This window comes from Roseovarius sp., from assembly GCF_027019125.1.
Classification (GTDB): Bacteria; Pseudomonadota; Alphaproteobacteria; order Rhodobacterales; family Rhodobacteraceae; genus Roseovarius.
In genome coordinates this window covers 101,757-126,814 of sequence record NZ_JALUXE010000002.1, presented here as the reverse complement: position 1 = coordinate 126,814, position 25,058 = coordinate 101,757, and the positions used below count along the sequence as shown (strand labels likewise).

28 protein-coding genes are annotated in these 25,058 nt (G+C 64.3%); 18 read left to right on the top strand and 10 right to left on the bottom strand.

The features are described from left to right. Positions 1–4 precede the first annotated feature (4 nt). The 11 genes from MVC20_RS00835 to MVC20_RS00785 all read left to right on the top strand — a co-directional run bounded on the left by MVC20_RS00835 (position 5) and on the right by MVC20_RS00785 (position 8,439). Positions 5–118 (top strand): entericidin EcnA/B family protein, encoded by a 114-nt coding sequence (locus MVC20_RS00835; protein WP_102105903.1) that lies wholly within the window; start codon positions 5–7, stop codon positions 116–118. Positions 119–245: 127 nt separating this feature from the next. Continuing rightward, the gene (gene alr, locus MVC20_RS00830; protein WP_297537518.1) at positions 246–1,283 is read left to right on the top strand and encodes an alanine racemase; all 1,038 of its coding nucleotides are present in this window, start codon (positions 246–248) and stop codon (positions 1,281–1,283) included. Beyond that, the gene (locus MVC20_RS00825) at positions 1,280–2,065 is read left to right on the top strand and encodes an ABC transporter permease (protein ID WP_297537517.1); all 786 of its coding nucleotides are present in this window, start codon (positions 1,280–1,282) and stop codon (positions 2,063–2,065) included. Before alr ends, MVC20_RS00825 begins: the two co-directional genes overlap by 4 nt. 16 nt (positions 2,066–2,081) lie before the next feature. Next, positions 2,082–2,738, top strand: a complete 657-nt coding sequence (locus MVC20_RS00820; RefSeq protein WP_297537516.1) for a hypothetical protein — start codon at positions 2,082–2,084, stop codon at positions 2,736–2,738. Continuing rightward, entirely contained in the window at positions 2,735–3,481 is a 747-nt protein-coding gene (locus MVC20_RS00815) for an ATP-binding cassette domain-containing protein (protein WP_297537515.1), read from the top strand. The genes MVC20_RS00820 and MVC20_RS00815 overlap by 4 nt, the downstream gene beginning before the upstream one ends. Beyond that, positions 3,478–3,936 carry a paraquat-inducible protein A gene (locus MVC20_RS00810; protein ID WP_297537514.1) on the top strand — a complete coding sequence of 153 codons (459 nt, stop codon included), beginning with the start codon at positions 3,478–3,480 and terminating at the stop codon, positions 3,934–3,936. Before MVC20_RS00815 ends, MVC20_RS00810 begins: the two co-directional genes overlap by 4 nt. Before the next feature lie 103 nt (positions 3,937–4,039). Further along, complete coding sequence (gene radA / locus MVC20_RS00805; protein ID WP_297537513.1) at positions 4,040–5,404, top strand: DNA repair protein RadA; 1,365 nt, start codon at positions 4,040–4,042, stop codon at positions 5,402–5,404. 26 nt (positions 5,405–5,430) lie between these two features. Continuing rightward, on the top strand, positions 5,431–5,991 hold the full coding sequence (locus MVC20_RS00800; RefSeq protein WP_297537512.1) for a CvpA family protein: 561 nt from the start codon (positions 5,431–5,433) through the stop codon (positions 5,989–5,991). 3 nt (positions 5,992–5,994) lie between these two features. Next, positions 5,995–6,444 (top strand): DMT family transporter, encoded by a 450-nt coding sequence (locus tag MVC20_RS00795; RefSeq protein ID WP_297537511.1) that lies wholly within the window; start codon positions 5,995–5,997, stop codon positions 6,442–6,444. A gap of 123 nt (positions 6,445–6,567) precedes the next feature. Continuing rightward, positions 6,568–8,022 (top strand): amidophosphoribosyltransferase, encoded by a 1,455-nt coding sequence (gene purF, locus MVC20_RS00790; protein ID WP_297537510.1) that lies wholly within the window; start codon positions 6,568–6,570, stop codon positions 8,020–8,022. 156 nt (positions 8,023–8,178) lie between these two features. Then, positions 8,179–8,439: a hypothetical protein gene (locus MVC20_RS00785; RefSeq protein ID WP_297537508.1), complete on the top strand. Its 261-nt coding sequence runs from the start codon at positions 8,179–8,181 to the stop codon at positions 8,437–8,439. 81 nt (positions 8,440–8,520) lie between these two features. Here the strand turns inward: MVC20_RS00785 and MVC20_RS00780 are convergent, their stop codons facing one another. After that, positions 8,521–9,090, bottom strand: coding sequence for a biotin transporter BioY (locus tag MVC20_RS00780; protein ID WP_297537506.1), 570 nt, complete (start codon positions 9,088–9,090; stop codon positions 8,521–8,523). A gap of 107 nt (positions 9,091–9,197) precedes the next feature. On the opposite strand from MVC20_RS00780, the gene MVC20_RS00775 reads away from it, so the two are divergent. The 4 genes from MVC20_RS00775 (at position 9,198) to MVC20_RS00760 (ending at position 12,627) form a co-directional block, all read left to right on the top strand. Further along, complete coding sequence (locus MVC20_RS00775; protein WP_297537504.1) at positions 9,198–9,851, top strand: SDR family NAD(P)-dependent oxidoreductase; 654 nt, start codon at positions 9,198–9,200, stop codon at positions 9,849–9,851. Between the two features lie 72 nt (positions 9,852–9,923). Further along, the gene (gene surE, locus MVC20_RS00770; protein WP_297537502.1) at positions 9,924–10,706 is read left to right on the top strand and encodes a 5'/3'-nucleotidase SurE; all 783 of its coding nucleotides are present in this window, start codon (positions 9,924–9,926) and stop codon (positions 10,704–10,706) included. Further along, positions 10,703–11,362 (top strand): protein-L-isoaspartate(D-aspartate) O-methyltransferase, encoded by a 660-nt coding sequence (locus MVC20_RS00765; RefSeq protein ID WP_297537500.1) that lies wholly within the window; start codon positions 10,703–10,705, stop codon positions 11,360–11,362. The genes surE and MVC20_RS00765 overlap by 4 nt, the downstream gene beginning before the upstream one ends. 62 nt (positions 11,363–11,424) lie before the next feature. Then, a complete protein-coding gene (locus tag MVC20_RS00760; protein ID WP_297537498.1) occupies positions 11,425–12,627 on the top strand; it encodes a M23 family metallopeptidase in 1,203 nt (400 codons plus the stop codon). A gap of 12 nt (positions 12,628–12,639) precedes the next feature. On the opposite strand, the gene MVC20_RS00755 is transcribed toward MVC20_RS00760, so the two are convergent. The 8 genes from MVC20_RS00755 to dusB all read right to left on the bottom strand — a co-directional run bounded on the left by MVC20_RS00755 (position 12,640) and on the right by dusB (position 22,313). Next, positions 12,640–12,813, bottom strand: coding sequence for a hypothetical protein (locus MVC20_RS00755; protein ID WP_297537496.1), 174 nt, complete (start codon positions 12,811–12,813; stop codon positions 12,640–12,642). Next, positions 12,810–13,913, bottom strand: coding sequence for a YeeE/YedE family protein (locus MVC20_RS00750; protein WP_297538075.1), 1,104 nt, complete (start codon positions 13,911–13,913; stop codon positions 12,810–12,812). Before MVC20_RS00750 ends, MVC20_RS00755 begins: the two co-directional genes overlap by 4 nt. 42 nt (positions 13,914–13,955) lie before the next feature. After that, on the bottom strand, positions 13,956–14,897 hold the full coding sequence (locus MVC20_RS00745; RefSeq protein ID WP_297537494.1) for a rhodanese-like domain-containing protein: 942 nt from the start codon (positions 14,895–14,897) through the stop codon (positions 13,956–13,958). A 195-nt stretch (positions 14,898–15,092) separates the two neighbouring features. Next, positions 15,093–16,502 (bottom strand): sigma-54 dependent transcriptional regulator, encoded by a 1,410-nt coding sequence (locus tag MVC20_RS00740; protein ID WP_297537492.1) that lies wholly within the window; start codon positions 16,500–16,502, stop codon positions 15,093–15,095. 7 nt (positions 16,503–16,509) lie between these two features. Next, positions 16,510–18,777: a PAS domain-containing sensor histidine kinase gene (locus MVC20_RS00735; RefSeq protein ID WP_297537490.1), complete on the bottom strand. Its 2,268-nt coding sequence runs from the start codon at positions 18,775–18,777 to the stop codon at positions 16,510–16,512. Positions 18,778–18,877: 100 nt separating this feature from the next. Continuing rightward, complete coding sequence (locus MVC20_RS00730; RefSeq protein WP_037271714.1) at positions 18,878–20,239, bottom strand: sigma-54-dependent Fis family transcriptional regulator; 1,362 nt, start codon at positions 20,237–20,239, stop codon at positions 18,878–18,880. Positions 20,240–20,241: 2 nt separating this feature from the next. Then, positions 20,242–21,315 carry an ATP-binding protein gene (locus MVC20_RS00725; protein ID WP_297537487.1) on the bottom strand — a complete coding sequence of 358 codons (1,074 nt, stop codon included), beginning with the start codon at positions 21,313–21,315 and terminating at the stop codon, positions 20,242–20,244. Next, positions 21,312–22,313 (bottom strand): tRNA dihydrouridine synthase DusB, encoded by a 1,002-nt coding sequence (gene dusB / locus MVC20_RS00720; RefSeq protein ID WP_297537485.1) that lies wholly within the window; start codon positions 22,311–22,313, stop codon positions 21,312–21,314. Before dusB ends, MVC20_RS00725 begins: the two co-directional genes overlap by 4 nt. Positions 22,314–22,474: 161 nt before the next feature. Between dusB and MVC20_RS00715 the strand changes: the two genes are divergently transcribed. From MVC20_RS00715 to MVC20_RS00705, 3 genes are read left to right on the top strand one after another with little or no spacing between them, the layout of a single operon-like run. Beyond that, positions 22,475–23,608: a bifunctional 2-C-methyl-D-erythritol 4-phosphate cytidylyltransferase/2-C-methyl-D-erythritol 2,4-cyclodiphosphate synthase gene (locus MVC20_RS00715; RefSeq protein WP_297537483.1), complete on the top strand. Its 1,134-nt coding sequence runs from the start codon at positions 22,475–22,477 to the stop codon at positions 23,606–23,608. Beyond that, positions 23,608–24,105, top strand: coding sequence for a phosphatidylglycerophosphatase A (locus MVC20_RS00710; RefSeq protein WP_297537481.1), 498 nt, complete (start codon positions 23,608–23,610; stop codon positions 24,103–24,105). The genes MVC20_RS00715 and MVC20_RS00710 overlap by 1 nt, the downstream gene beginning before the upstream one ends. Continuing rightward, a complete protein-coding gene (locus tag MVC20_RS00705; protein ID WP_297537479.1) occupies positions 24,102–24,572 on the top strand; it encodes a CinA family protein in 471 nt (156 codons plus the stop codon). Before MVC20_RS00710 ends, MVC20_RS00705 begins: the two co-directional genes overlap by 4 nt. A 15-nt stretch (positions 24,573–24,587) precedes the next feature. On the opposite strand, the gene MVC20_RS00700 is transcribed toward MVC20_RS00705, so the two are convergent. Continuing rightward, a complete protein-coding gene (locus tag MVC20_RS00700) occupies positions 24,588–25,040 on the bottom strand; it encodes a type II toxin-antitoxin system RatA family toxin (protein WP_297537477.1) in 453 nt (150 codons plus the stop codon). Between the last annotated feature and the right edge of the window lie 18 nt (positions 25,041–25,058).

Sequence of the window (25,058 nt, the reverse complement as noted above, 5' to 3'; positions counted from 1 at the left end):
ACCCATGCGAAAACTGATTGCGCTTGGCCTGATCACCCTCTTGGCGGGATGCGCCACGGTGGACGGGATCGGTCGTGACATCTCCGGGGCAGCACGCGGCGTTCAGAGCTGGTTCTGATCCGCAGCGCCCCCACTCGAGGCATGTTCCCCTGCGCCCAACGGGACGCGGGACAAGACGGGCTTGATCTGCCGACGCGAATGCCTTTCCCCTTGACGCCCCCGCCCATCCTGTCAAAACCCGCCTCATGAGCACCGCAACCCTCACCATCGACCTTGACGCCATCGTGGCCAACTGGCGCGCGCTGGATGCGCTTTGCACCGGCGAAACCGCGGCCGTGGTCAAGGCCGATGCCTATGGCCTCGGGGCTGCCCGCGTGGCCCCGGTTCTCGCCCGCGCCGGCGCACGCCATTTCTTCGTCGCCGTCGCCGAAGAGGGCGTGGCAATCCGTGAAACGCTGGGCGCGGTCCCAGCGATCTATGTGTTTTCCGGCCATATGCCGGGGGATGCCGACATGCTCCGCGATCACGCGCTCATCCCGATGATCAATTCGCTGGAACAGATGATCCGCCACGCCGAGACGCTGCCGGGCCATCCCTTCGGCATCCAGCTTGACAGCGGCATGAACCGTCTGGGGATGGAACCCGCCGAATGGGCCGCCCTGCGCCAGATCGCGCTGGCCCAGAATCCGGCGCTGATCATGTCGCATCTCGCATGCGCGGATGAACCCGATCACGCCATGAACCCCCAGCAGCTCGCCACGTTCCGTGAAATGACAGACGGGCTCGACGTGCCGCGCAGCTTTGCCAATACGGGCGGCATCCTGCTTGATCCGGCCTATCACTTCGACCTCGCCCGCCCCGGCATCGGCGTTTATGGTGGACGCCCCTTTGACGGGGCACAGCCCGTCGTCACCCTCGATATTCCCGTGATCCAGTGCCGCGATCTCGTGCCCGGTGAAACCGTGGGCTACGCCAACAGCTTCACCGCCGCGCGTGACACCCGCATCGCCACCGTTGCGGCGGGCTATGCCGATGGCATCCTGCGCGCCATGGGGCCAAAGACCAGCCTTTGGGCGGGGGACACCCCCTGCCCCATCGCGGGCCGCATCTCGATGGACCTGATCTGCGTCGACATCACCGACCTCGGCCACGATCCCGCCAACCTGCACCTCTTGGGGCCGCATCAGACCATCGACACGCTGGCCGATAACGCAGGCACCATCGGCTATGAAATCCTGACCTCACTGGGGGCGCGCTATACGCGGCGCTATATCGGCGGATGAACTTTATCCTTGGTTTTCTGGCCTCGATCGGCCGCACCGTGCTGGCGGGTCTCGCGTCAATGGGGCGCATCACGCTCTTTGCCAGCGACACGCTCAGCCATCTGGCGCGGCCCCCCTTCTATGTCCGCGAGTTCCTGCATGCGCTGATGCAGATCGGCTGGCTCTCGCTCCCCGTCGTCGGCATGACGGCGCTCTTTACAGGCGGCGCGCTGGCGCTTCAGATCTACGCCGGCGGCGCGCGCTTCAATGCCGAAACCGTGGTGCCCTCGATCGTGGCCATCGGCCTTACCCGTGAACTCGGCCCGGTGCTGGGCGGTCTCATGGTGGCGGCGCGCGTGGCCTCCTCCATCGCCGCCGAGATCGGCACGATGAAGGTGACAGAGCAGATCGACGCGCTCACCACCCTCTCGACCAACCCGATGAAATACCTCACTCTCCCCCGCGTGCTGGCCGCGACCCTTGCCGTGCCGGTCCTCGTGGGCGTGGGCGATGTGCTGGGCATCATGGGCGGGTTCCTCGTGGGCGTGGGGCGGCTCGATTTCTCTGCCGCCACCTATCTGCACAACACGATTGATTTTCTGGAAACCTGGGATGTGGTCTCGGGCCTGATCAAAGGTGCGGCCTTCGGCTTTATCGTGGCGTTGATGGGCTGCTACTATGGCATGAACTCTGGTCGCGGCGCACAGGGCGTGGGCCGCGCCACCAAATCCGCGGTTGTGGCAGCGAGCGTGCTGATCCTCGCCTCCAACTACCTCCTGACAGAACTGTTTTTCGCGTCATGATTAATGGAGTTAACAATTGAAAACTGACCAAGCTTTTGAAATCGCGTTCAAAAGAGCGGAAAAGGCGTATCGAAACATGACACTCGGAAGCAATGTTTCACATTCGGAGCTAGACGCTATTGATCTTATTCTTGACGCTGCGCCTCAGAGTTTTTCAAAAGTCATACGAAACATTATGTTGAAACATCCAAGGTCTTCGTATGCTGACCGAAATGAATTAATAGAGCGCTTGCACAGCTTGTTAGTAACGCAGTCAGAATTTTTTGAAGTGGATCAGGGAGCCGTACACGGACCTAATTTAGAATTAATCCCTACATTTGAGCTTTCCGAAAAAGAGACGGCTAGGATTTTGGAACTATGCATTGGAATGCGGAAAATTGTCTTTGCATCAAGTGAATTCGATCAACCTCACAAAGTTCGACTCCTAAATAGAATTGCTGCGATAGAAGCCGAGGTGCAAAAGCCGCGAGGTATTTTTGATGTGGTACGAGGCGGAATGAATGATTTGGGAGAAACGCTAGGCAAGTTCGGGACAGACATCAAACCACTTACGGATCGAATGCGCGAGGTTGTTGACATCGCGAGGCGAAAAACGACTGAATATGACCAAATTCCTGGTCCTGAAGAAGTGAAGCAACTACCACCACCGAGTGAGGAAATCGTCGACGAATGATTGAGCTTCACAACGTCCACAAGGCTTTCGGTCCCAACCACGTCCTGCGCGGCGTGAATCTGACCATTCCCTCCGCCACCTCGCTCGTCATCATCGGCGGCTCGGGCACCGGCAAATCCGTGGCGCTGAAATGTATCCTCGGCCTCATCCGCCCCGACAGCGGCACCATCACGCTGGACGGCCAAGACGTAACACGCGGCGACCGCGACGCCTTTCTCGCCCGCTTCGGCATGCTCTTTCAGGGCGGCGCGCTCTTTGACTCGCTGCCCGTCTGGCAAAACGTCGCCTTCCGCCTGCTGCGCGGTTCGCTCAAGCGCCCCCTGTCCGAGGCCCGCGAAATCGCCATCGAGAAACTGCGCCGTGTCGGCCTCAAACCCGATGTGGCCGATAAATTCCCCGCCGAGCTTTCGGGCGGCATGCAAAAGCGCGTGGGCCTCGCCCGCGCCATCGCCGCCGAACCCGAGATCATCTTCTTTGACGAACCCACGACCGGCCTCGATCCCATCATGGCGGGCGTGATCAACGACCTGATCCGCGAGATCGTCACCGAAATGGGCGCCACCGCCATGACCATCACCCACGATATGACCTCCGTGCGCGCCATCGCCGACAATGTCGCCATGCTGCATGACGGGGTGATCAAGTGGACCGGCCCCGTGTCCGAGATGGACCATTCCGGCGACCCCTACCTTGACCAGTTCATCCACGGCCGCGCCGAAGGACCAATCGAGGCGGTGCGGTGAACGCAGCCCTGCGATACGGAAATCTCGCACTTCTGGCGCTCTTCCCCCTCGCGTGGTTCGCCCCCCTCTTGCGCGCAGGCATTGACCTGCCACTCTTCGGCCTCTCGGAAATCTCCGTCATCTCCGGCCTGCAAGCGCTCTGGCAGAGCGATGTTTATCTGGCCCTTCTGGTCACGGTCTTTGCCCTCTTCGCCCCCTATCTCAAGACCATCGGCTTGGCCCTCCTGCACTTCGGCCTCCTCTCGCCGCGCGCCCTTCCCGCGCTGCACCTTTTGGGCAAACTCGCCATGGCCGATATTTTTCTCATCGCGCTCTACATCATCGTGGTCAAAGGCGTCGGCCTTGCGCGGGTCGAGGTGGCCTGGGGGCTCTACCTCTTTACCGCCTGTATCCTCGCCTCGTTGTGCATCGGTTTGATCGCTCGCACATCATCCGCGCCCCCACCCCCCCATTGAGCGCACAGCGCCTGCAATAATCGCCATGACCCAAGCGGCGGCAAATAACCGCCCGAGAGGTTTCGCATTTGACCGCGCCCGCCCGTTGGGGCATCAGGCGCATATGGCAAAATCCGGCACCTTCACTTGCACGGCCTGCGGCGCGGTTCACAACCGCTGGTCGGGCCGTTGCGACGCCTGCGGCGAATGGAACAGCATTGTCGAAGAGGCCCCGCTCTCGACCGGCCCCAAGGGCAAGACCCTGGGCGGCAAACGCGGCACGCCCCTCACCCTCACGGACCTCTCGACCGAAGAGGCCCCGCCGCCCCGCACCCTGTCGCGCATCGGCGAATTGGACCGTGTTCTTGGCGGCGGTCTCGTGCCCTCCAGCGCCATTCTCGTGGGCGGTGATCCCGGTATCGGCAAATCCACGCTCCTGTTGCAGGCCGCCGCCCAATTCGCGGCCGCGGGCCTCAAGACCTTTTACATCTCCGGCGAAGAGGCGAGCGCCCAGGTGCGCATGCGCGCGCAACGCCTCGGGCTTGGCAATGCTCCCGTCAAACTCGCCGCCGCCACCGCGCTGCGCGACATCCTGACCACGCTCGAGGCCGAGAAACCCGATCTGGTGATCATCGACTCGATCCAGACCGTCTGGTCCGACACGGTCGAGGCCGCGCCCGGCAGCGTTTCCCAGGTCCGCGCCGCCGCCCATGAGCTGACCAGCTTTGCCAAACGCTTCGGCACATCCGTGATCCTTGTGGGCCATGTCACCAAGGACGGCCAGATCGCGGGCCCCCGCGTGGTCGAACATATGGTGGATTGCGTGCTCTACTTCGAGGGCGAGCGCGGCCATCAATTCCGCATCCTGCGCTCGGTCAAGAACCGCTTTGGCCCCGCCGATGAAATCGGCGTGTTCGAGATGACGGGCGCGGGGCTGGCCGAGGTGGCCAACCCCTCTGCCCTCTTTCTCTCGGGGCGCGGCGCGCCCACCCCCGGCTCGGTCGTCTTTTCCGGTATCGAGGGCACGCGCCCCCTGCTGGTCGAAATGCAGGCGCTCGTCGCCCCCACGCCCCATGCCCAGCCCCGCCGTGCGGTGGTCGGCTGGGACGGGGCGCGGCTTGCGATGATTCTCGCCGTGCTCGAGGCGCGCTGCGGCATCCCCTTTGCCGGGCTCGATGTGTATCTCAACGTCGCGGGCGGCCTCAAGATCAGCGAACCCGCCGCCGATCTCGCCGTGGCCGCCGCCCTGCTCAGCGCCCGCGAGGATACGGCCCTGCCCGCCGAAACCGTGGTTTTCGGGGAAATCAGCCTATCTGGCGCGCTGCGCCCGGTGGGTCAGACCGAAAACAGGTTGAAAGAGGCGCAAAAACTTGGTTTCACAGCCGCGATTACCCCCTCTGGTGGCAAGACGACGGGCAACAGTGGTCTCAAGCTTACCCATATGGGGGATTTGACCACATTCGTGGGTGACATTTTCGGCGCAGGTTAGGCGCCTATCGGGACAGGAAGAGGCATATGGAAGGTTTCACCATCATCGAAGGCGTCGTGGCGCTTTTCATCGTGCTCTCGGCGCTCTTGGCCTACTCGCGCGGCTTTGTGCGCGAATCCCTCGCCATCGCGGGCTGGGTCGTGGCCGGCATTCTTGCCTTCATCTTCGCCCCGCAGGTGGAACCGCTGGTCAAGGAAATCCCGGTGGTGGGCGAATTCATCGCCGATAGCTGCGAACTCTCGATGATCGGGGCCTTCGCCGTGGTCTTTGCCGTGGGGCTGATCATCGCCTCGCTCATCACGCCGCTGTTTTCCTCGCTGGTGCAACGCTCGGTTCTGGGCGGTATCGACCAGGGCCTTGGCTTTGTCTTTGGCGTGGCGCGCGGCGTGCTGCTGATCGCGATCGCCTATTTCGTCTATCAGACGGTCATTTCCTCGCAATCCATCCAGATCATCGACGACAGCCGCTCGGCGCGGGTCTTCTCGCAACTGACCGGACAGATCGAAGACCGCAATCCCGACGAGGCGCTGGGCTGGATCACCCGTCAATACGAGGAATTGATCGGCAAATGCGAGGCCCCGCAGTAACCGATGCTGCCGCAAAGCCCGGTTCTCGCCCTCATGTTCATGGCCTTGGCCGGGCTTGCCGTGGCCATTCAGGCACCGCTCAACTCGGCACTCGGGCGCACCATCGAAAGCTCCATTGCCGCCGCCGCCGTGTCCTTTGGCGTGGGCTTTGTGACACTGGTGCTCTTGGTGGCCCTCTCGGGCGATAGCGCCGCATTTGGCCGCGCGGCCCTTGCGCCGCGCTGGCTCCTGCTCGGTGGCCTTCTGGGCGCGTTCTTTGTCTGGGCCTCGCTCTGGAGCGTGTCGCTCCTGGGCGTGCTCACCACGACGGCAACGCTGATCCTTGGTCAGATCGTCGGGGCCATGGTCCTCGATTACATCGGCGCCTTCGGCATCGCGCCGCGCGATCTGTCATGGACGCGCCTCACGGCGGCCCTGCTGGTCGGGGCGGGTGTCGTCCTCTCCCGCTTCTGAGGCTCCGCAGCCCATCGCATCCCTACGTTATCTGTGATAGTTTCGTGACATGCACCGCCTGAGCGCGTAAGAGACGCCCAAGCGATTTCCACGGATTCGGAGCTGCCCGCTTTGCCCAAACAGATGCCCCCCGCCCATCCCTTCGACGATGACAAGCTGAAGGAGGAATGTGGAATCTTTGGCGTGATCGGCCTGACCGACGCGGCAAATTTCGTGGCCCTCGGCCTGCACGCCCTGCAACATCGCGGCCAGGAGGCGGGCGGTATCGTCAGCCATGATCCCGAGCAAGGGTTCAACTCGGTGCGCCGCTTTGGCTATGTGCGCGACAATTTCACCAGCCAGTCGCTGATGGAAACCCTGCCCGGCCCCCTCGCCATCGGCCATGTGCGCTATTCCACCGCAGGCTCCAAAGGGGCCGCGATCCGCGATGTGCAGCCCTTCTTCGGCGAATTCGCCATCGGCGGGGCCGCGATTGCCCATAACGGCAACATCACCAACGCCATTGCCCTGCGCAAGGAACTGATCGAACGCGGCTCGATCTTTCAATCCGGCTCTGACAGCGAATGTATCATTCACCTGATGGCCCGCTCGCTGCAAAAACGCATCCCCGAGCGGATGGAGGATGCGCTGCGCCGCGTCGAAGGCGCGTTTTCCGTCGTGGCCATGACCCGGTCGAAACTCATCGGCGTGCGCGATCCTCTGGGCGTGCGCCCGCTCGTCCTCGGGCAACTGGGTGACGGCTGGGTGCTCAGCTCGGAAACCTGCGCGCTCGACATCATCGGCGCGCGCCTCGTGCGCGAGATCGAGCCGGGCGAAATGGTCGTGATCACCGCAGGCGGCGGCGTCGAGAGCCATTTTCCCTTCCGCCGCCAGCCCTCGCGCTTCTGCATCTTCGAGCATGTCTATTTCTCGCGCCCCGATTCGATCATCGGCGGCCGCTCGGTCTATGAAACCCGCCACCAGATCGGCGTGGAACTGGCCCGCGAAGCGCCGGTCGAGGCCGATATCGTCTGCCCCGTGCCCGACAGCGGCACCCCTGCGGCGATCGGCTATAGCCACGAATCGGGCATCCCCTTCGCCATGGGGATCATCCGCAATCAATACATGGGCCGCACCTTCATCGAGCCCACCGAACAGATCCGCAACATGGGCGTGCGGCTCAAGCTCAACGTCAACCGCGCCCTGATCGAGGGCAAGCGCGTCATTCTCGTGGATGACAGCGTGGTGCGCGGCACCACCAGCCGCAAGATCAAGGAGATGATCCTTGATGCCGGCGCCGCCGAGGTGCATTTCCGTATCGCCTCCCCGCCCACCGCCTGGCCGTGCTTTTACGGGGTGGACACGCCGCAGCGCGAGAAACTCCTCGCCGCGACCATGTCAGAGGATGAGATGCGCGACCATTTGCAGGTCGACAGCCTCAAGTTCATCTCGCTCGACGGTCTCTATCGCGCCGTGGGCGAGGCGGGCGGGCGCAATGCCAAATGCCCGCAGTATTGCGATGCCTGCTTCTCGGGCGAATATCCCGTGGCCCCGTCCGACATGATCGAAAAGGGCTTCGCGCTGAAAGCCGCCGAATAACAGCCCCCGCTCAGCCGTCAGACCCGGCGGCTGAGCGGAGATTTGCCCGCGCGATTCTGCATTGCGGCAACTCCTTGCCGACCCGCGCCACGGCCCTTTCCCCTGCCTCTTTCCCCGTCTAGATGCCCGCCAGAGCACTGCACGAAAGAGGCAAAGGTGACAGAACACACAGAAACCCCCGCCGCCACGCTAGAGGCTGCAACCCAGCATGACGCGCTGCCCAATACCGGGCTCACGCTTGTGGGGACCATGCATGGTCCGTCCCATGCCCGCGCACTCCTTCGGATCGGCAACACCGTCCACACCGTCGAGGTGGGCACCAGCCTTGGCTCCGCCAAGGTCACGGCCATCGGCGAAGGCGTCGTGATCCTCGCCCGCTCGGGGCGCAGCGAACGCCTCAGCCTGCCCGCCTCCTGATCCTGTTCCGATCCGCCACAGAAAAACGCCGCCCCCTTGCAGGAGCGGCGTTTCTCTTTACCTGGTCTGGCGGATAAGGCGTCAGCCCTTGCGCGCCCGGATCACTGCGGTGGCCCCGGTCACGATCATCGCCGCGATCACGGCCTTGACCGCATCTCCCAGCAGGAACGGCGCCATCCAGCCGGACCACAGAGCATCGGCGCTCTTGCCCAGCATCATCGCGGGCCATGCCAGACCCGGCAGGTAGAGCAGCGCGGAAATGCCCATGCCGCAGATCGCCGTCGACACGACACCGCGCGCCAGCCCCCGCTCGACCGCGAGGCCCGCGAGATAGGCCATGGCGACAAAGCCAATGAGGAACCCGGCGGTCGGCCCCATCAGCGCCACACCGTTCAGCCCGCCCGCAAATACCGGCAGCCCCATCGCGCCCTCGGCCAGATAGGCCAGCAGCGTGAGCGCGCCCAAACGCGACCCAAAGGTCAGACCGATCATCAGGATCGCCAATGTCTGAAGCGTCAGCGGCACCGGGTAAAACGGCACGCTCACCTGTGCGGCGACCGCAATCAGGAAAGAACCACCCAGAACCAGCCCCGCTTGGCGGAGCAGTGTATCGTGGCCGTTCACGGCCTTGGTCAAAACTGTATTGCGCATCGTTCACGCCCCTCTGTTATGTCTCTCTTCCGACTTTTTCGCTGCATGTGCGAGAAAGTCAAGCGATTGCCCTTGAATTGCCCCGCAACTGGTGGGATTTCCCTTGTATGGACAGCAACACACCCCTCCCGATTGCCCTTGTGACCGGCGCATCGCGCGGTCTGGGCGCAGCCATGGCCGAGGCCTTGGCCAAAACCCACCATGTCGTCGCCGTCGCCCGCACCACCGGCGCGCTCGAAGAACTCGACGACCGCATTCAGGCCGCAGGCGGTCAGGCGACGCTGGCCCCGATGGACATCACCAATACCGGGGCCATGGCGCAGCTTTGCCGCTCAATCCATGACCGCTGGGGCGCGATTGCCACCTGGGTTCATGCGGCGGTCCATGCGGCCCCCCTGACGCCCGCCGCGCATCTGTCCGAGGGCGACTGGACCAAATCCGTCGCCTGCAACGTCACCGCGACCGGCATTCTCATCCCCTTCATCGCGCCGCTTCTGGGCACCGATGGCCAGGCGGTATTTTTCGACGATCCCCACGCGGGCGAAAAATTCTTTGGCGCTTACGGCGCCACCAAGGCCGCGCAGATCGCCCTTGCCCGCTCCTGGCAGGTCGAAACCGCAAAGACCGGCCCGCGCGTGCATATCCTGACGCCCGCGCCCATGGGCACCGCCACCCGCGCCCGCTTTCACCCCGGCGAGGATCGCGATGCCCTCGCCCATCCCCGTGACGAGGCGGCGCGCCTGATGACGGAATTGACCTGAGGCGCCCTGCCATGCTTGCCGCCCGCCCCGGTGCCCGCTAGACAGAGACCACACAAGAAAAAGGGGCAGGCCATGCGTATTCTGATCACCAATGACGACGGCATCAACGCCCCCGGTCTGGCCGTTCTCGAGGAAATCGCCAATGCCCTCGCCGGCCCGGAGGGCGAAGTCTGGACCGTGGCCCCCGCCTTTGAACAATCCGGCGTCGGGCATTGCATCTCCTACACCCGTCCGATGATGATCTCGAAGATGGCCGAGCGCCGCTACGCCGCCGAAGGCAGCCCCGCCGATTGCGTCCTTGCGGGCCTGCATGACGTGATGAAGGACGCAGCACCCGATCTCGTGCTCTCGGGCGTCAATCGCGGCAACAACGCCGCCGAGAACGCGGTCTATTCCGGCACCGTCGGCGCCGCGATGGAGGCCGCGCTCCAGGGCGTGCCCGCCGTGGCCCTCAGCCAGTATTACGGCCCCGCCAACCGCGATCTCGACGACACCTTCGAGGCCGCGCGCGTCCACGGCCTGCCCACCCTGCGCCGCCTGCTCGACAAGGGCGTCTGGACCCGCGACGATTACGGCATCTTCTACAATATCAACTTTCCGCCCGTGCCTGCGGCCGAGGTCAAGGGCATCCGCGCCGCGCGTCAGGGCTTTCGCCGCGACATGGGCTTTGGCGTCCAGCCGCATGTCGCCCCCTCGGGGCGGCGCTTTCTCTGGGTCACGGGCGCACCCCAGCACGAGCCGACCAGCCCCGGCTCGGATGCCGATGTGAACCTTCAGGGCTATATCTCCGTCACCCCCATGCGCGCGGATCTCACCGCCCATGACGCGCTGGAGGCGCTCAAGGCGATCGAATGACCGAGGACGAGGATCACAGCAGCGCCGAACGCAAGATGCAGTTTCTCTTTGCCCTGCGCTCCAAGGGCGTGACCGATGCGCGGGTTCTCACCGCGATGGAGCAGATCGACCGCGGCCCGTTCATTCGGGGCTATTTCGCCGAACGCGCCTATGAGGACATGCCGTTGCCCATCGCCTGCGGCCAGACCATCAGCCAGCCCTCGGTCGTGGGCCTGATGACACAGGCGCTCAAGATCACGAACCGCGACAAGGTGCTCGAGGTCGGCACCGGCTCGGGCTATCAGGCCGCAATCCTCAGCCAGTTGGCCCGCCGCGTCTACACCGTCGACCGCCACCGGCGTCTGGTGCAAGAGGCGTCCGAGATCTTTCGCGCCCTCGATCTGACCAATATCACGGCGCTCACCGCCGATGGCAGCTTTGGCTTGCCCGATCAGGCCCCCTTTGACCGCATCATCGTCACCGCCGCCGCCGAAGACCCGCCCGGCCCCCTCTTGGCCCAACTCAAGATCGGGGGTATCATGGTCGTGCCCGTGGGTCAGTCCGACGCCGTGCAACGGCTGATCCGCGTGACCCGGCACGAAACCGGTTTCGAGTATGACGAATTACGCCCCGTGCGCTTTGTCCCTCTGGTCGAGGGGCTTGGGCGCGACGGCTAGGCCCTGTATAAGCAGGGCAAGTGCAAACCAAGGCCCCGGCCAACAAGGGACCACTCAAGAGGATGATCGAGATGCGTAAACTCCCCCGCTCCGCACCGCTTCTGGCGACCATGGCCTTCGCTCTGGCGGCCTGTGACCAGCCCCTCGATCTCGACCTGCGCGGGGCCTTCGGCGACGCGCCCAGCACCGCCGAGGCGGCGCGCAACGCCACCGCCCCACGCCCACAGCCCGACGCCCGCGGCATCATCTCCTATCCCGGCTATCAGGTCGCCGTGGCCGAACGCGGCGATACCGTCGGCAGTCTGGCCCGCCGCATCGGGGCCGACCCCGGCGAACTGGCCCGCTTCAACGGCGTGCAGACCGGCGATCCCCTGCGCAAGGGCGAGGTCCTCGCCCTGCCCGGTCGCGTTGCCGAACCTCTGGGCGGCCCGATCCAGTCCCCCTCCGACGTGGACATCGGCAGCCTTGCCGATGGCGCGATCCGTCGCGCCGATTCCCAAACGGTCACGACAACGGCCCTGCCCCCCGCAACGCCCGGCACTGCCGCGGCCCCGGCGCAGGTGGGCGTCGAACCCGTCCGCCACAAGGTCGAGCGCGGCGAGACCGCCTTTTCCATCGCGCGGCTCTACAATGTCTCGATCCGCAGCCTTGCCGACTGGAACGGGCTTGGCCCTGATTTCTCGGTCCGCGAGGGGCAATTCCTCCTGATCCCCGTGGCGCTTCCGGGCGAGAAAACCGACCCCTTCGACGAATCCGAAGTGGCCGCCGTCACCCCGCCGGGGGCCGGCACGCCCACACCCACCCCGCCAAGCGCCTCCAAACCGCTGCCGGATGAGGAAACCACGCCCAAGGCCGCGCCGGTCGAGAAAATCGCCGCCCCCGATCTCGGCAAGACCGAAACCAAGGCCAGCGCCGCGCGCATGTCCTTCCCGGTCAAGGGCGACATCATCCGCGAATATGCCAAGGGCCGCAATGACGGCATCGACATCTCCGCCACCCCCGGTGCGCCCGTTGTGGCCGCCGATGCCGGCACCGTCGCCGCCATCACCGAGGATACCAACGGTATCCCGATCATCGTGGTGAAACACGCAGGCTCGCTCCTGACGGTCTATTCGAATGTCGAGGGGCTGACCGTCAAGAAAGGCGACAGCGTCACACGCGGCCAAAAGCTCGCCGAAATTCGCCGCACCGGCACACCGGCCCTGCATTTCGAGGTGCGCGACGGCTTCGACAGCGTCGATCCGATGCGCTTCCTCGGGGGCTGACTTTCTGAGGGCTTATTTTGGCGGCGGGGCGGCGCAATGCGCCCCCGCGGCCGCCATGCCAGAACCAAGCGCCAGCATCGGTGGCGCGGTATAGGGGTTGAGCGGCTTGGCCACCGCGCCCACGTCGAACGCGACCACCCCCGCCACCAGCAGCAACACAGCAACCGTCACATGCGCCCGGATCATTTGCGCGCCTCTAGGCCCAGCCAGGGCCGCAACCGCACGCCCACCCAGGATCCGGCAAAGGCCGCGACAAACCAGACCCAGCCATGCGCCGATCCGGTGCCGATCCCGCTGAAAAACGCGCCGATGTTGCAGCCGAAGGCCAGCCGCGAACTATAGCCCAGCACCAGCCCCGCGATGATCACCGCGACCCAGCCCCGCACCGGCAATACCCCGATGGGCGAGGCAAGACCCGCCCGCCACCACGCCATCAGCGCCGCCCCCCCGATCAGCCCGAAATCGGTGAGCGAGGTCACATCCGTCAACACGCTCGCCGCGAGCTGCGCCTGATTGCCCGGTGCCGACCAAAAGGCAGATCCGGACAGATCGCCGCCCAGTCCCACCACAACCTTGGCCACCCAGAGGCCCAGACCGTATACCACGCCCCAAGGCTGGCCAGCCACGATCAGATGCAGGATCGCCAATGCCGCAAGCGCCAGAATCGCCCCCCAATACCGCGCAGGCAGCCGGTGAGAACCGCGCTTGCCCAACATCAGGGCCAGACCGGCAACCGCCGCCAATCCGATCAGCGTGATCGCCAACCCCTGCCCGCCCGACAAGACCATGACCGGCAAGCTGCCCAGATTGGTCCACCATGTCAGGTGATAGGCCCCGGCAAAGCTGCCGATGGCAAAGAACGGCAAGGCCACCGCGCCGATCGCGTTGCCGCTTCCGGCATTGACCAGCGTGCCCGACCCACAGCCCAGAACGATCTGCATCGCCGCGCCAAAGACAAAGGCGCCGCCGATCATCGCCACGCCAATGGGGGCATGTGCCCCCTTCAACTCGGCCCCATTGGCCGCCAAGAGAGGAAAGGCGACACTGGCAACAATCGCGATGCAAATGAGCTGCGCCAGCAGCCCAGACGCATCCCGCTCCAGGATCATCCGTCGCCACGGCCCGGTAAAGCCAAAGCGGAACCCCTCAAGCGCCAGACCAAAGCCAAGCCCGATCAGCAGCAAAAGCCCATAGCGGGGCCCCGCAAGGAGGGCCACCGCCAGCACCACCGCCGCCACCGCGACCAAGGCCAAGGAACGCGCCGCAGCGCCGGGTGAGGACGGGATCGCGGCAGAGGCAGCTTGGCTCACAAAGGGCTCCTGTTCGGCTTAGTACTTGCCGGTGATCTTGTTCAGCAGGTTTTGGAACAGACCCGGCACATTGGCCATGTCATAGCCCGCATTCGACCAGCCGACCATAGATTCGGGATACATCCGCACCCCTTCGATGCCCGCTACCTCGCTCAGCGCGAACCAGTTGGTCGCGGCCCAATGCCCGGTGTTGCAGAACGACACCAGCCGGTCGCCTTGCTCGAACCCGTTGGCAGCCGCCAGTTCGCGGATCAGGTCCGGCTTGATCAGCGTCGGTTCATCCTGCCCGAACCAGCGGTCATGGGTGAAATAGCGCGACTGCGGCAGGGTGCCGGGCTGTGCCGCTGCGGCATGTTTGGTCTCACCCTTCCAGAACGCTTCGGGGCGCGCGTCGATCAGCTCGGCGCTGTCCTTGCCGTCGATGATCGCCTTCACATCCTCGCGCGTGGCCGTCCATGTCGGATCATAGCTGACGGTGATCTCGCTCGGAGTGATGGCCTCTGCCGCCCCCTTGGCCACTGGCTTGCCTGCCTTTTCCCAGGCGTTCATGCCGCCGTTGAGAATCGCAAGATCGGTCAGGCCGCTGGATTTCAGCGTCCAGTAGACCCGCGCCGCCGCGCCAAAATCGGTCTGGTCGCTGCCCTGATGCACGACCACGATGGGACGCCCCGCCGTGACGCCAAGACCGCGCAGGACCTCGGTCATCTTGTCCTCGGGCACCACTTGTCCAGGATTTTCCGCCGGTCCCCGGAACAGCCCATAGGGGGCCGGAATCGAGCCTGGAATATGCCCGGTCTCATAGGCGGCCCCGGTGCGAATATCCAGAACGATCGCCTCTTGCGTGGCTTGCGCCGCGATCACACCTTCGGGGTCCGTGAGCGGCCCCAGTTGTGCCATCGCAGCCATCGGCGACACAATCAGCGCCGCCGCCAGACCCAGTTTTCTGATCCTGTCAAACATCGTGGTATCCCCTTGTTTTCCTGACCCGGAACCTAGGCCGCGACCAGCCGAACAACAAGACGCCTGACCGCCAATCACATTCTCTTGAGCGAATAAGACCCATCGCCCAAGCAGACGCGACCACCCCGATCATCATACTCCGAAAGCGCCGAGATCCGAACAGTTTTCCACAAAAGTCACGACTCGCGGAACATCCTATCCAAGCGCCTGCGCGTCCTCGTCCTCGTCCCCGCGCCCGGATCCCTTGGCGCCGGTCACGATCCCCAGCGATTTCAGCTTGCGATGCAGGGCGCTGCGCTCCATGCCGACGAATTCCGCCGTCCGGCTGATATTGCCGCCAAAGCGGTTGATCTGGGTCAGCAGATACTCGCGCTCGAACGCTTCACGCGCCTCGCGCAGCGGCATCGTGGCAATCGCCCCCGACAGCACGACGCGCCCCTCATCGGCCGGCCCGCTGCTCTCGCTCGGCAATTCGCGGGCGGCAATCGGGCCCTGACCCTCGCCCAGGATCAACACCCGCTCGATCACATTGCGCAACTGGCGCACATTCCCCGGCCAGCGCATCGTCTGCAACAGCGCCGCCGCCTCCTCGCTCAACGGGCGCAGCGCAAGCCCCTGCGTGCGATGGAACATGGCGATGAAATGCTCGGCCAATGCCGGAATATCCTCGCGCCGCTCTTCCAGACTGGGCACCGCAATCGGCACCACGTTAAGCCGGTGAAACAACTCCCGCCGGAATCGCTCGGCGGCGATCTCTTCCTCCAGATCCCGGCTGGTCGAAGAGATCACCCGCAGATCCACCTGAATCTTGGTGCTGCCGCCCACCCGCAGGAATGTCTGGTCCACCAGCACGCGCAGGATCTTCGATTGCGTCCCCATCGGCATGTCGGCGACCTCGTCGAAATAGATCACCCCGCCATTGGCCTCCTCCAAGAGACCCGGCACCACGCCGCCCTCTTCGGATTCGCGGCCAAAGAGCACCTCCTCCATCCGCTCCGGCGCGATCGTGGCACAGCCCACCGTCACGAATGGCGCCGAGGCGCGCGCCGAATTGGCGTGAATGTAGCGCGCCGCCAATTCCTTGCCCGATCCCGCCGGGCCAGACAGCATCACGCGGCCGTTCGATTTCGTGACCTTGTCCAGCTGCCCCATTAACGCGCGAAACGCCGAGGCTTCGCCCAGCATCTCCGACGGCGCGGTTTCCCGCCGCTTCAGCACCTGATTTTCCCGCCGCAACCGGCTGGTTTCCATGCCGCGCCGGATCACCACCATCAACTGATCAATATTGAAGGGCTTTTCGATAAAGTCATAAGCCCCCTGCTTGATCGCCGCGACCGCGATCTCGATATTGCCATGGCCCGAGATGATCACGACAGGCACATCGGGGTAATCCCGCTTGACGGTCTTGAGAATGTCGATCCCGTCCATGTGGCTGTCCTTGAGCCAGATATCGAGGATCAAGAGGCCCGGTTGCTCCGCCTCAATTGCCGCCATCGCCTCGTCGGAATTGCCCGCCCGGCGGGTGGAATAGCCTTCGTCCTCGAGAATATCGGAAATCAGTTCCCGAATATCACGCTCGTCATCAACAATCAGAATATCACTCATCGGTCCCTCAACCGGCCAGCTCGGCCTCTACAGCATCTTGCATCAGCAGCGGCAGGCTGACCACGGCCATCGCCCCGGCATGTGCCCCCGCCTCGAACGGTTCCGCATCCTCGAGCACCAGCGTCCCGCCATGCTCTTCGATGATCTTCTTCACAATGGGCAGGCCTAGCCCCGTGCCCTTGTCGCGCGTCGTCACATAGGGCTCAAAGAGCCGCGCCCGGTCCTGCGGCAATCCGATGCCGTTGTCGGAAATGCGGATCACGGCCCGGTCGTCCTCAATCGCGCTTTCGATCCGGATCATCGGGCGGTGCCCCTCGGGCGCGCCCTTTTCCTGAAGCGTTTCAATCGCTTCTCCGGCGTTCTTCACGAGGTTCGTCAAGGCTTGCCCGATCATCGCGGCGTCAATATCGGCGCGCAGCGGCGCCGCATCCAGGCGCAGATCGAACACCACCCCCGGCTGCCCGCTTTCCTGCAACAGCACGACGCCGCGCAACACCTCGCTCAGGCTTTCTTGCTGCGTCACCGGTTCGGGCATCCGCGCGAATTTGGAAAACTCGTCCACGATCCGCCGCAAGTCATTGGTCTGGCGCACCACCACATCGGTCAGTTGCTCCAGGCTCTGGGCCTCTTCGGTCGGCAATTGCCGCGCGAACTTGCGCTTGATCCGCTCGGCGCTCAATTGAATGGGCGTGAGCGGATTCTTGATCTCATGCGCAATCCGCCGCGCCACATCGCCCCAGGCCGCCATACGCTGCGCGCTCACCAGGTCGGTCACATCGTCAAAGGCCACCACATAGCCCTCGCGCTTGCCCTCCTCGGTGATCCGGGTCGACATGCGCACCAACAGATTCTCCTGCCGCGCGCCGCGCATCACCTTGATTTCCTCTTGCACGAACCCGCCCGGCACCGTGCGCAGCCGATCGAACAGCGCGCCGAATTCCGGCACCGCCACATTCAACGCCAGCGATTGCTGATCCTCCGACCAGTCCAGCAGCCTCTCGGCGGCGCGATTGACAAAGGTCACGCGCCCCTCCGCATCCAGCCCCACCACGCCGGATGACACCGACCCGAGCACGGAATCGAACAACCGCCGCCGCCGTTCGATCTGTTGCGTATTGGTCAAGAGCGCCTCGCGCTGCCCCTTCAACTGGCGGGTCATCTGGTTGAAATAGGTGCTGAGCTGGGCAATCTCGTCGTCGCCCTCTTCCTCGCGGACCTGCGTGTCCAGATCGCCCTCGCCCACGCGCTGCGCCGCTGACGTCAGCCGCCCCACCGGCTGCGACAGACGCTCGGCAAACCACATGCCCAGCCAGATCGCGGCCAGAATCAGGATCACGGCGAACCCGAGATAGAGCAGCCCGAATTCAAACAGAACCCGCCCGCGCTCGCTCTCGCGTTGCTTGTAGAAATTCGCGGTCTCCTTGGTATCATCCAGCAGGTTCAGGATCGCCCCGTCCACCGTCCGGCTGACATAGAGAAGCCTGTCGGGAAAGGCCTCCAGCGGCATCAGCGCGCGAAATTCGTTATTCTCCCAATCGCGGATCACCATGACGCCTTCGGCCTGCGCCTGCGCGATCTGCGCTGGGGTCGGGCGCTCGTAATCAAAGAGATAGGACCGTTCGCCGCGCGCCCGGATCTCGCCCGTGCCATCAATCACGAAGGCCTCGCGCAAACCGCGCTGGATTTCCCGCTGCCCCGAGGACAGAACCTGACGAATATCGCCATCGGTCATGAAGACAGCGGCGTGTTTGGTGGCATTGATCACCCGCGCCAGCACGCGAATATCGGTCTCCAGATCGCGGCGATGTTCTTCCTCATAGGCCTGCGCTGCGGCCACGGAACTGTCGACCACCCGGCCCACACGCTCGGAAAACCACGCCTCTAGGCCCATATTCACCGATAATGTCGCAAACACCGCCACCGTGATCGTGGGCAACAGCGCCATCAGCGCAAAAACCCCCGTCAACCGCAGGTGAAGCCGCGACCCCGCCGAGCGCGAGCGCCGTGCCGCCACCATCCGCGCCACGCGCTGCATGACCAGCCCGGCCACCATCAGCACGTACACCATGTCGCACAGCAGAACGAGCCGCAGCCCGTTCGACGTGGCCCCCTGATCGAGCGGCCCCATCATCAGATAGGTCGCAAGCGCAAGCACCGGCCCCAACAACACAAGGCCCAGGGTGGCTCCGTTCTGCAGACGCTGCAACCGGCGCAGGCGGCTTACACCCTCCCACGACAACCGCCTGCCTCTGAACCCGCGTGTCTGCGTTGCCACGCACACCCCCCATTCCCTCGTGGGGCTGCACCAGCCTCCCCGCAACATATGGACCGTCCGAGGGCAAGCGCCCCCGTTTGGCAACAGTCCTGTTGCAGTTTTACATCAACTTGCGGCGGCGTGTCACGTTAATATCCAGATCGGTGATCTTCTTGCGCAAGGTATTGCGATTGATGCCAAGCAGATCGGCACATTTCGCCTGATTGCCCGCCGTGGCGTCCAGCGCGATTTCGATCAACGGCAACTCGATTTCCCGCAGAACGCGCGTATACAGCCCCGGTGGCGGCAAGGCATCGCCGTGCAGATCGAAATACCGCCGCAAATGCCCCGCAACCGACGCGGTTAGGCTCTCGCCCCGCCCTTCGCGCATCACCGGCTCGGCGCGCGGCTGATTGCCCAGCACCGCCTCCACCTCGGCGCGGCTGATTTCCTCGGCCATCGCGGTCAGCCCGATTCGCCGCACCGCGTTTTCCAACTGCCGCACATTGCCCGGCCAGCTATAGGCGCGCATCAGTTCCGCCGCCTGCTCCGACAAATGCCGCGCCGGCTGTCCATCCCGCTCGTCGCGCCCCAGAAAATGCTCCGCCAACAGCGGAATATCCTCGACCCGCGCGCGCAGGCTCGGCACGTCGATCACCGCCCCGCTCAGCCGGTAATAGAGATCCTCGCGCAACGTGCCCTCTTCCAGAGCCTGCCCCGGCGGCACCCGGCTCGTGGCCATGAAGCGCGGCACATGATCGCCCGGCGCGTCCATCATCCGCACCACCCGGCCCTGCGCCTCAAGCGGCAGGTCCGTCACCTCATCCAGAACGATCGTGCCGCCCTTGACCCGCGCCATGATCCGCGACGGCCCGTCCAACTCGCGCAGATCCCCCGGCGTCACCGTGACAAACGGCAGCGTGCGCCGGTCCGAGAAATCATGGATCGCCTTGGCAATCAGCGACTTGCCCGTGCCCGACTCGCCACAGATCATCACCGGCAGGTCGGTGTTCATGATCCGCGCCACCACCCGGTATAGCGCCTGCATCGCCGCCGTGCGCCCGATCAGCGGCAATTCCTCGGGCCGCTCCACCTCGACCTCGCGGATGGGCCGCCGTGCCCGGCTCTCCAACGCCCGTGCCGTCCGCTTCATCAGATCCGGCAGGTCAAAGGGCTTGGGCAGGTAATCATAGGCCTCCGCCTCGGCGGCCTTGATCGCCGTCATGATCGTGTTCTGCGCCGAAATCACGATCACCGGCAATCCGGGCCGGTCCTGCGCGATCTTGGGCAACATCTCAAGGCCATTGCCATCCGGCATCATCACATCCGAGATGACCACATCGCCCTTGCCCTCGCCCACCCACCGCATCAGCGTGGTCAGGCTCGAGGTGGCATGCACCCGGCACCCCGCCCGTGTCAGCGCCTGTGTCAGAACCGTGCGGATCGTGCGGTCGTCATCGGCGACCAATACCGTGCCATCCATCCTCAAGCCTCCTTGGTTGCGTCCGCTGCGCGTTGCAGCGAAATCCGAAACACCGTGCGCCCCGGCACGGAATTGACCGAAATCCATCCGTCATGGTCCGAGATGATCTTGGCCGCCAAGGCCAATCCCAACCCCGTCCCATTCTCGCGCCCCGAAACAAAGGGATCGAACACCTGATCGGCAATCTCGGGCGGCAGGCCGGGACCATCATCGATGATCTCGATCTGCAAGGGCAGCGCCTTGCCCTGCCCCTCGCCGCGCCGCACCCGGAGCGACTGTTCGTAATAGGTATGCAGCCGGATCGTGCCGGGCCTGCCCCGCGCCGCCTCGGCCGCGTTCTTCAAGAGGTTCAGCACGACCTGCAACAACTGGTCACTATCGCCAAGCGCGAGCGGCAGCGACGGATCGTAATCCTCGACCAGCGCCATATGCGCGGCAAAGCCCAGCATCGCCGACCGTCGCGCCCGGTCCAGCACGTCATGCACATTCACCGGGCGCATGTCCGGCGCGCTGATATTGCCGAATTGCTCGACCCGTTCCAGCAGGCTCACGATCCGGCGACTCTCGCTCACGATCAAATCCGTCAGTTCCAGATCCTCCGGCCCCAATGTCATCGACAAGAGCTGCGCCGCGCCGGTGATGCCCGCCAGCGGGTTCTTGATCTCATGCGCCAGCATTTCCGCCATGCCGATCGCCGATTTCGCCGCCGATTTCACATTGCTGTTCTGCACCATGCGCCCGGCCAACTCGCGCGGGCTGATCAGCATGATCATATGCCCCGCACGGCCCGTCAGCGGCGCCACCTGCAAATTGCACTGCATCGGCGCGCGCTCGCCCGTGCCCACGTCCACATCGTTGACAAAGAGCGGCGCGTCATTGGCCCGCGCCCGCTCGAATGCCTCCTCCAGCGGCGCGTTGACCGCCAGCTTGTCCCACACCGGTTGCCCCATCAGCGCCCGCGACGATGACATCATGAACCCTTCCGCCGCCGGGTTGATCCCGGCGATCCGGTCCTCCGGATCAATCAGGATTGCAGGCACCGGAAGCGAGGTCCAGATCGCATCCTCCGTGCTCATGCTGCGGCCCGCGCAATCCGCACGCCCCCGGCCATGGCATCGGGCAACCGCTCCAGAACCGCCGCCGGCGCGCTTGCCGTCAGGACCGCGCGCCGCAGGCTCTCGCCCGTGCCCGCCGCATCCATATACCAGCCCAGATGCTTGCGCGCGACGCGCAGCCCCAGATCGCGCCCGTAAAAGCCCAGCATCGCCTCGTAATGCCCGGCCACCAGGTCGGCCAATGCCGCGCCTTGCGGCACCTGCGGGGCCGCGCCCCGGCCCATCGCCGCCGCCACTTCCGCCAGCACCCAAGGCCGCCCGCGCGCGCCCCGGCCAATCATCACCCCGGCCGCCCCCGATAGCGCCGCCGCCCGGCGCGCCGTGGCCACATCGGTAATGTCGCCATTGGCAATGACCGGAACATGGACAGCCGCCACAATCTCCGAAATCGCCGCCCAATCCGCCGACCCGGTGTAAAACTGACAGCGCGTGCGCCCATGTACCGTGACCATCGCCACGCCCGCCGCCTCGGCCCGCCGCGCGATATCCGCCGCGTTCAAACTGTCGTGATCCCAGCCAAGGCGCATTTTCACCGTCACCGGTACATCGACCGCGCCCACAACCGCCTCGATCAGCCGCAAGGCATGATCCGGGTCGCGCATCAAGGCAGAGCCAGAGGCCCCTGCCCCGGTGCCGCTGACCACCCGCTTGGCCGGACAGCCCATGTTGATGTCGATGATCCGCGCGCCCTGGCCCGCAACCACCCGCGCCGCCTCTGCCATCCACTGCGCATCGCAGCCCGCCAATTGCACGGCCGTATTCTCTGCCCCAAGGCCCAGTTCCGCCTTGCCGCGTGCCGAGGGTTTGGCCTGAACCATCTCCTGGCTCGCGACCATCTCGCTCACCACGAGCCCCGCGCCAAACCCCGCCACGACGTTGCGAAACGGCAGGTCGGTGATTCCCGCCATTGGCGCCAAGAGAACCGGTGTCGCCAAAGCCTTGTCCGCGATCCTGAGCATATCCCTGCCTAATCCTTGTGCATATCGCCGGTTCTACCCGTGAACCCCGCTCCAAACAATGATCACAGGCCCAATTAACAGTCGCTATCGGTCCGGATGCTCAATTATTGAGCAGATGCTCAGCCATTGCGCTCGGATAAAACCCGTCCTAATCAAGAGCCATGACAACCGCCGCCCTCATCGTTGCCGCAGGACGGGGCACCCGCGCCGGCGGAGACTGCCCCAAGCAATGGCAGCCCCTGTTGGGTCGCCGTGTCATCGACTGGACGCTCGACGCCTTTCTGGCGGCCGAAGGCATCGACACGATTCTTGTCGTGCTGCATCCCGACGACCTCGACCGCCTCGCACCGCACCCCCGGGTCATGGTCACGACCGGCGGTGCCACACGCGCCGCATCGGTTCGAAACGGGCTCGAATTCCTGGCCAGCGATCCGCCCAACCAAGTGCTGATCCATGACGTTGCGCGCTGCTGTACGAAATCCGCGTCCATTGCGTCCATAGCTTACACGATCCGCAGCACCGGCTTGCCCGCGCTCGCCCCGGCCCTCCCTGTCACCGACGCCCTCTGGACAGGGGCGGACAATCGCGTGACAGGCACCCGCGATCGATCCGGGCTCTACCGCGCCCAGACCCCGCAAGCCTTTGATTTTGCGACGATCCTCGCCGCGCACCGGACGCATCAGGGCGACGCCGCCGACGATGTCGCCGTCGCCCGCGCCGCCGGGATCGACGTGGCCATCCTCGACGGCGACGAGGACAACATCAAGATCACCCACCCGCACGATTTCAAGCGTGCCGAAAAAATACTGGGAAATCATATGGATATACGTGTCGGCTCAGGTTTCGACGTCCACCGCTTCGGCCCCGGTGACCACTGCATGCTCTGCGGTGTCGCCGTCCCCCATGATCGCGGGTTGCAAGGCCATTCCGACGCGGATGTCGGGCTTCATGCCCTCGCAGACGCTATATATGGGGGTCTGGCGCAAGGTGACATCGGCCGCCACTTCCCCCCCAGTGACCCGCAATGGAAAGGTGCCGAAAGCCATATCTTCCTGCGCCACGCGGTTGATCTTGCAAACCGACTTGGTTTTAAAATCAACAACATAGACGTCACTCTTGTGTGCGAGCGCCCCAAAATCACGCCGCATGCCCCCGCCATGCAGGCCGCCCTGTCCCAGATCACCGGCATCGCCCCTGACCGCATTTCGGTCAAGGCAACCACTTCAGAACGTCTTGGCTTCACCGGACGAGAGGAAGGCATTGCCGCGCAAGCGGTCGTGACATTGGTGAAATAATGCGCCTAAGCCATTTGGTTACAACGTTTTTCTATGTCGGGCACATGCGCCCCGCACCCGGCACATGGGGATCGCTCGCAGCCCTGCCGGTGGCCTGGGCACTACATCTTGCGGGCGGTCCGGCCCTGCTCTTCGCCGGGATTATTCTCTCCTTTACATTAGGATGGTGGGCTACTCATCTGGAAACAAAGGGAAAGGACAATCACGATCCGTCCGAGATCGTCATCGACGAGGTGGCCGGTCAATGGCTCGCCTTCCTGCCTGTCTCGATCGGGGCAGCCCATGCCGGGGCGGACCTACTAAGTCTATGGCCTGGCTTTGTTTTTTCCTTCGCCGCCTTTCGGTTTTTCGACATAACCAAGCTTGGCCCCATCGGTTGGGCCGACCGCCGCAACGACGCCTTGGGCGTCATGCTGGACGATATCGTCGCTGGCCTCGCCGCGGCCATATGTGTCCTCCTGGCCGCCGGGTTCTATCACGGGGTTCTAGGCCTATGATTGTAAGGGAAATTCTTGCTCTCGCGCAGGCAAAAGGCCTTATGATCGCCACTGCCGAGAGCTGCACGGGCGGCATGGTCGCCGCTGCGCTGACCGACATTCCCGGCTCCTCTGCCGTGGTTGAACGTGGCTTTGTAACCTATTCAAATACCGCGAAAAAAGAAATGCTCGGCGTGTCAGAGTCGAGCCTCACCACCCATGGCGCCGTGTCCGAACAGGTGGCCGAGGAGATGGCTAACGGCGCGCTGCGGCATAGCGCGGCACAGATCGCCGTTTCGATTACGGGCATCGCAGGCCCCGGCGGCTCCGAGCATAAGCCCGAGGGGCGCGTCTGCTTTGGCCTCGCCCGGCTCGGACAGCCGACCCGGACAGAAACCGTTGAATTTGGACCGTTAGGGCGCAGCGCCGTCCGTGAGCGCGCTCGAAATCATGCGCTTGAAATGATTTTTATCTCATTGAATGCATGACTTGGGGCACGCACCTCATGTGGACCCATAAAGCTCCTGCGCCCGCTGCTCAAAGGCCCGCACGATCCGCTTCATCGCCTCGTAAAAGAACAGATCCGCTGCGGATTGTAATAACCTGTTCTTGAACGCAAAATCCACGTCAAAGCTGACTTCGCACCCACCTTCGACATCGCGGAACGCCCAGTTGGAGCGCATGTGGTGGAACGGCCCCTCCAGATACTCGGTTTCGATCCGCCGCTTCTCGGGCCAAAGCACCACGCGACTCCCAAAGCGTTCCCGGAACACTTTGAAACTAATCACAAGATCCGCTTCCATGATTTCCGAGCCATCCTCTTGCGGGCGCACGGATCGCACCCGTGCTGCCGCCGTCCAAGGCAGGAACTGCGGATAGCTGGCCACATCTGCCACGAGCATATACATCTGCTCGGCCGTATAGCGCAAAACGCGCGTCTCAGAATGTGTTGGCATACGCCCCCCGGTTTCCGC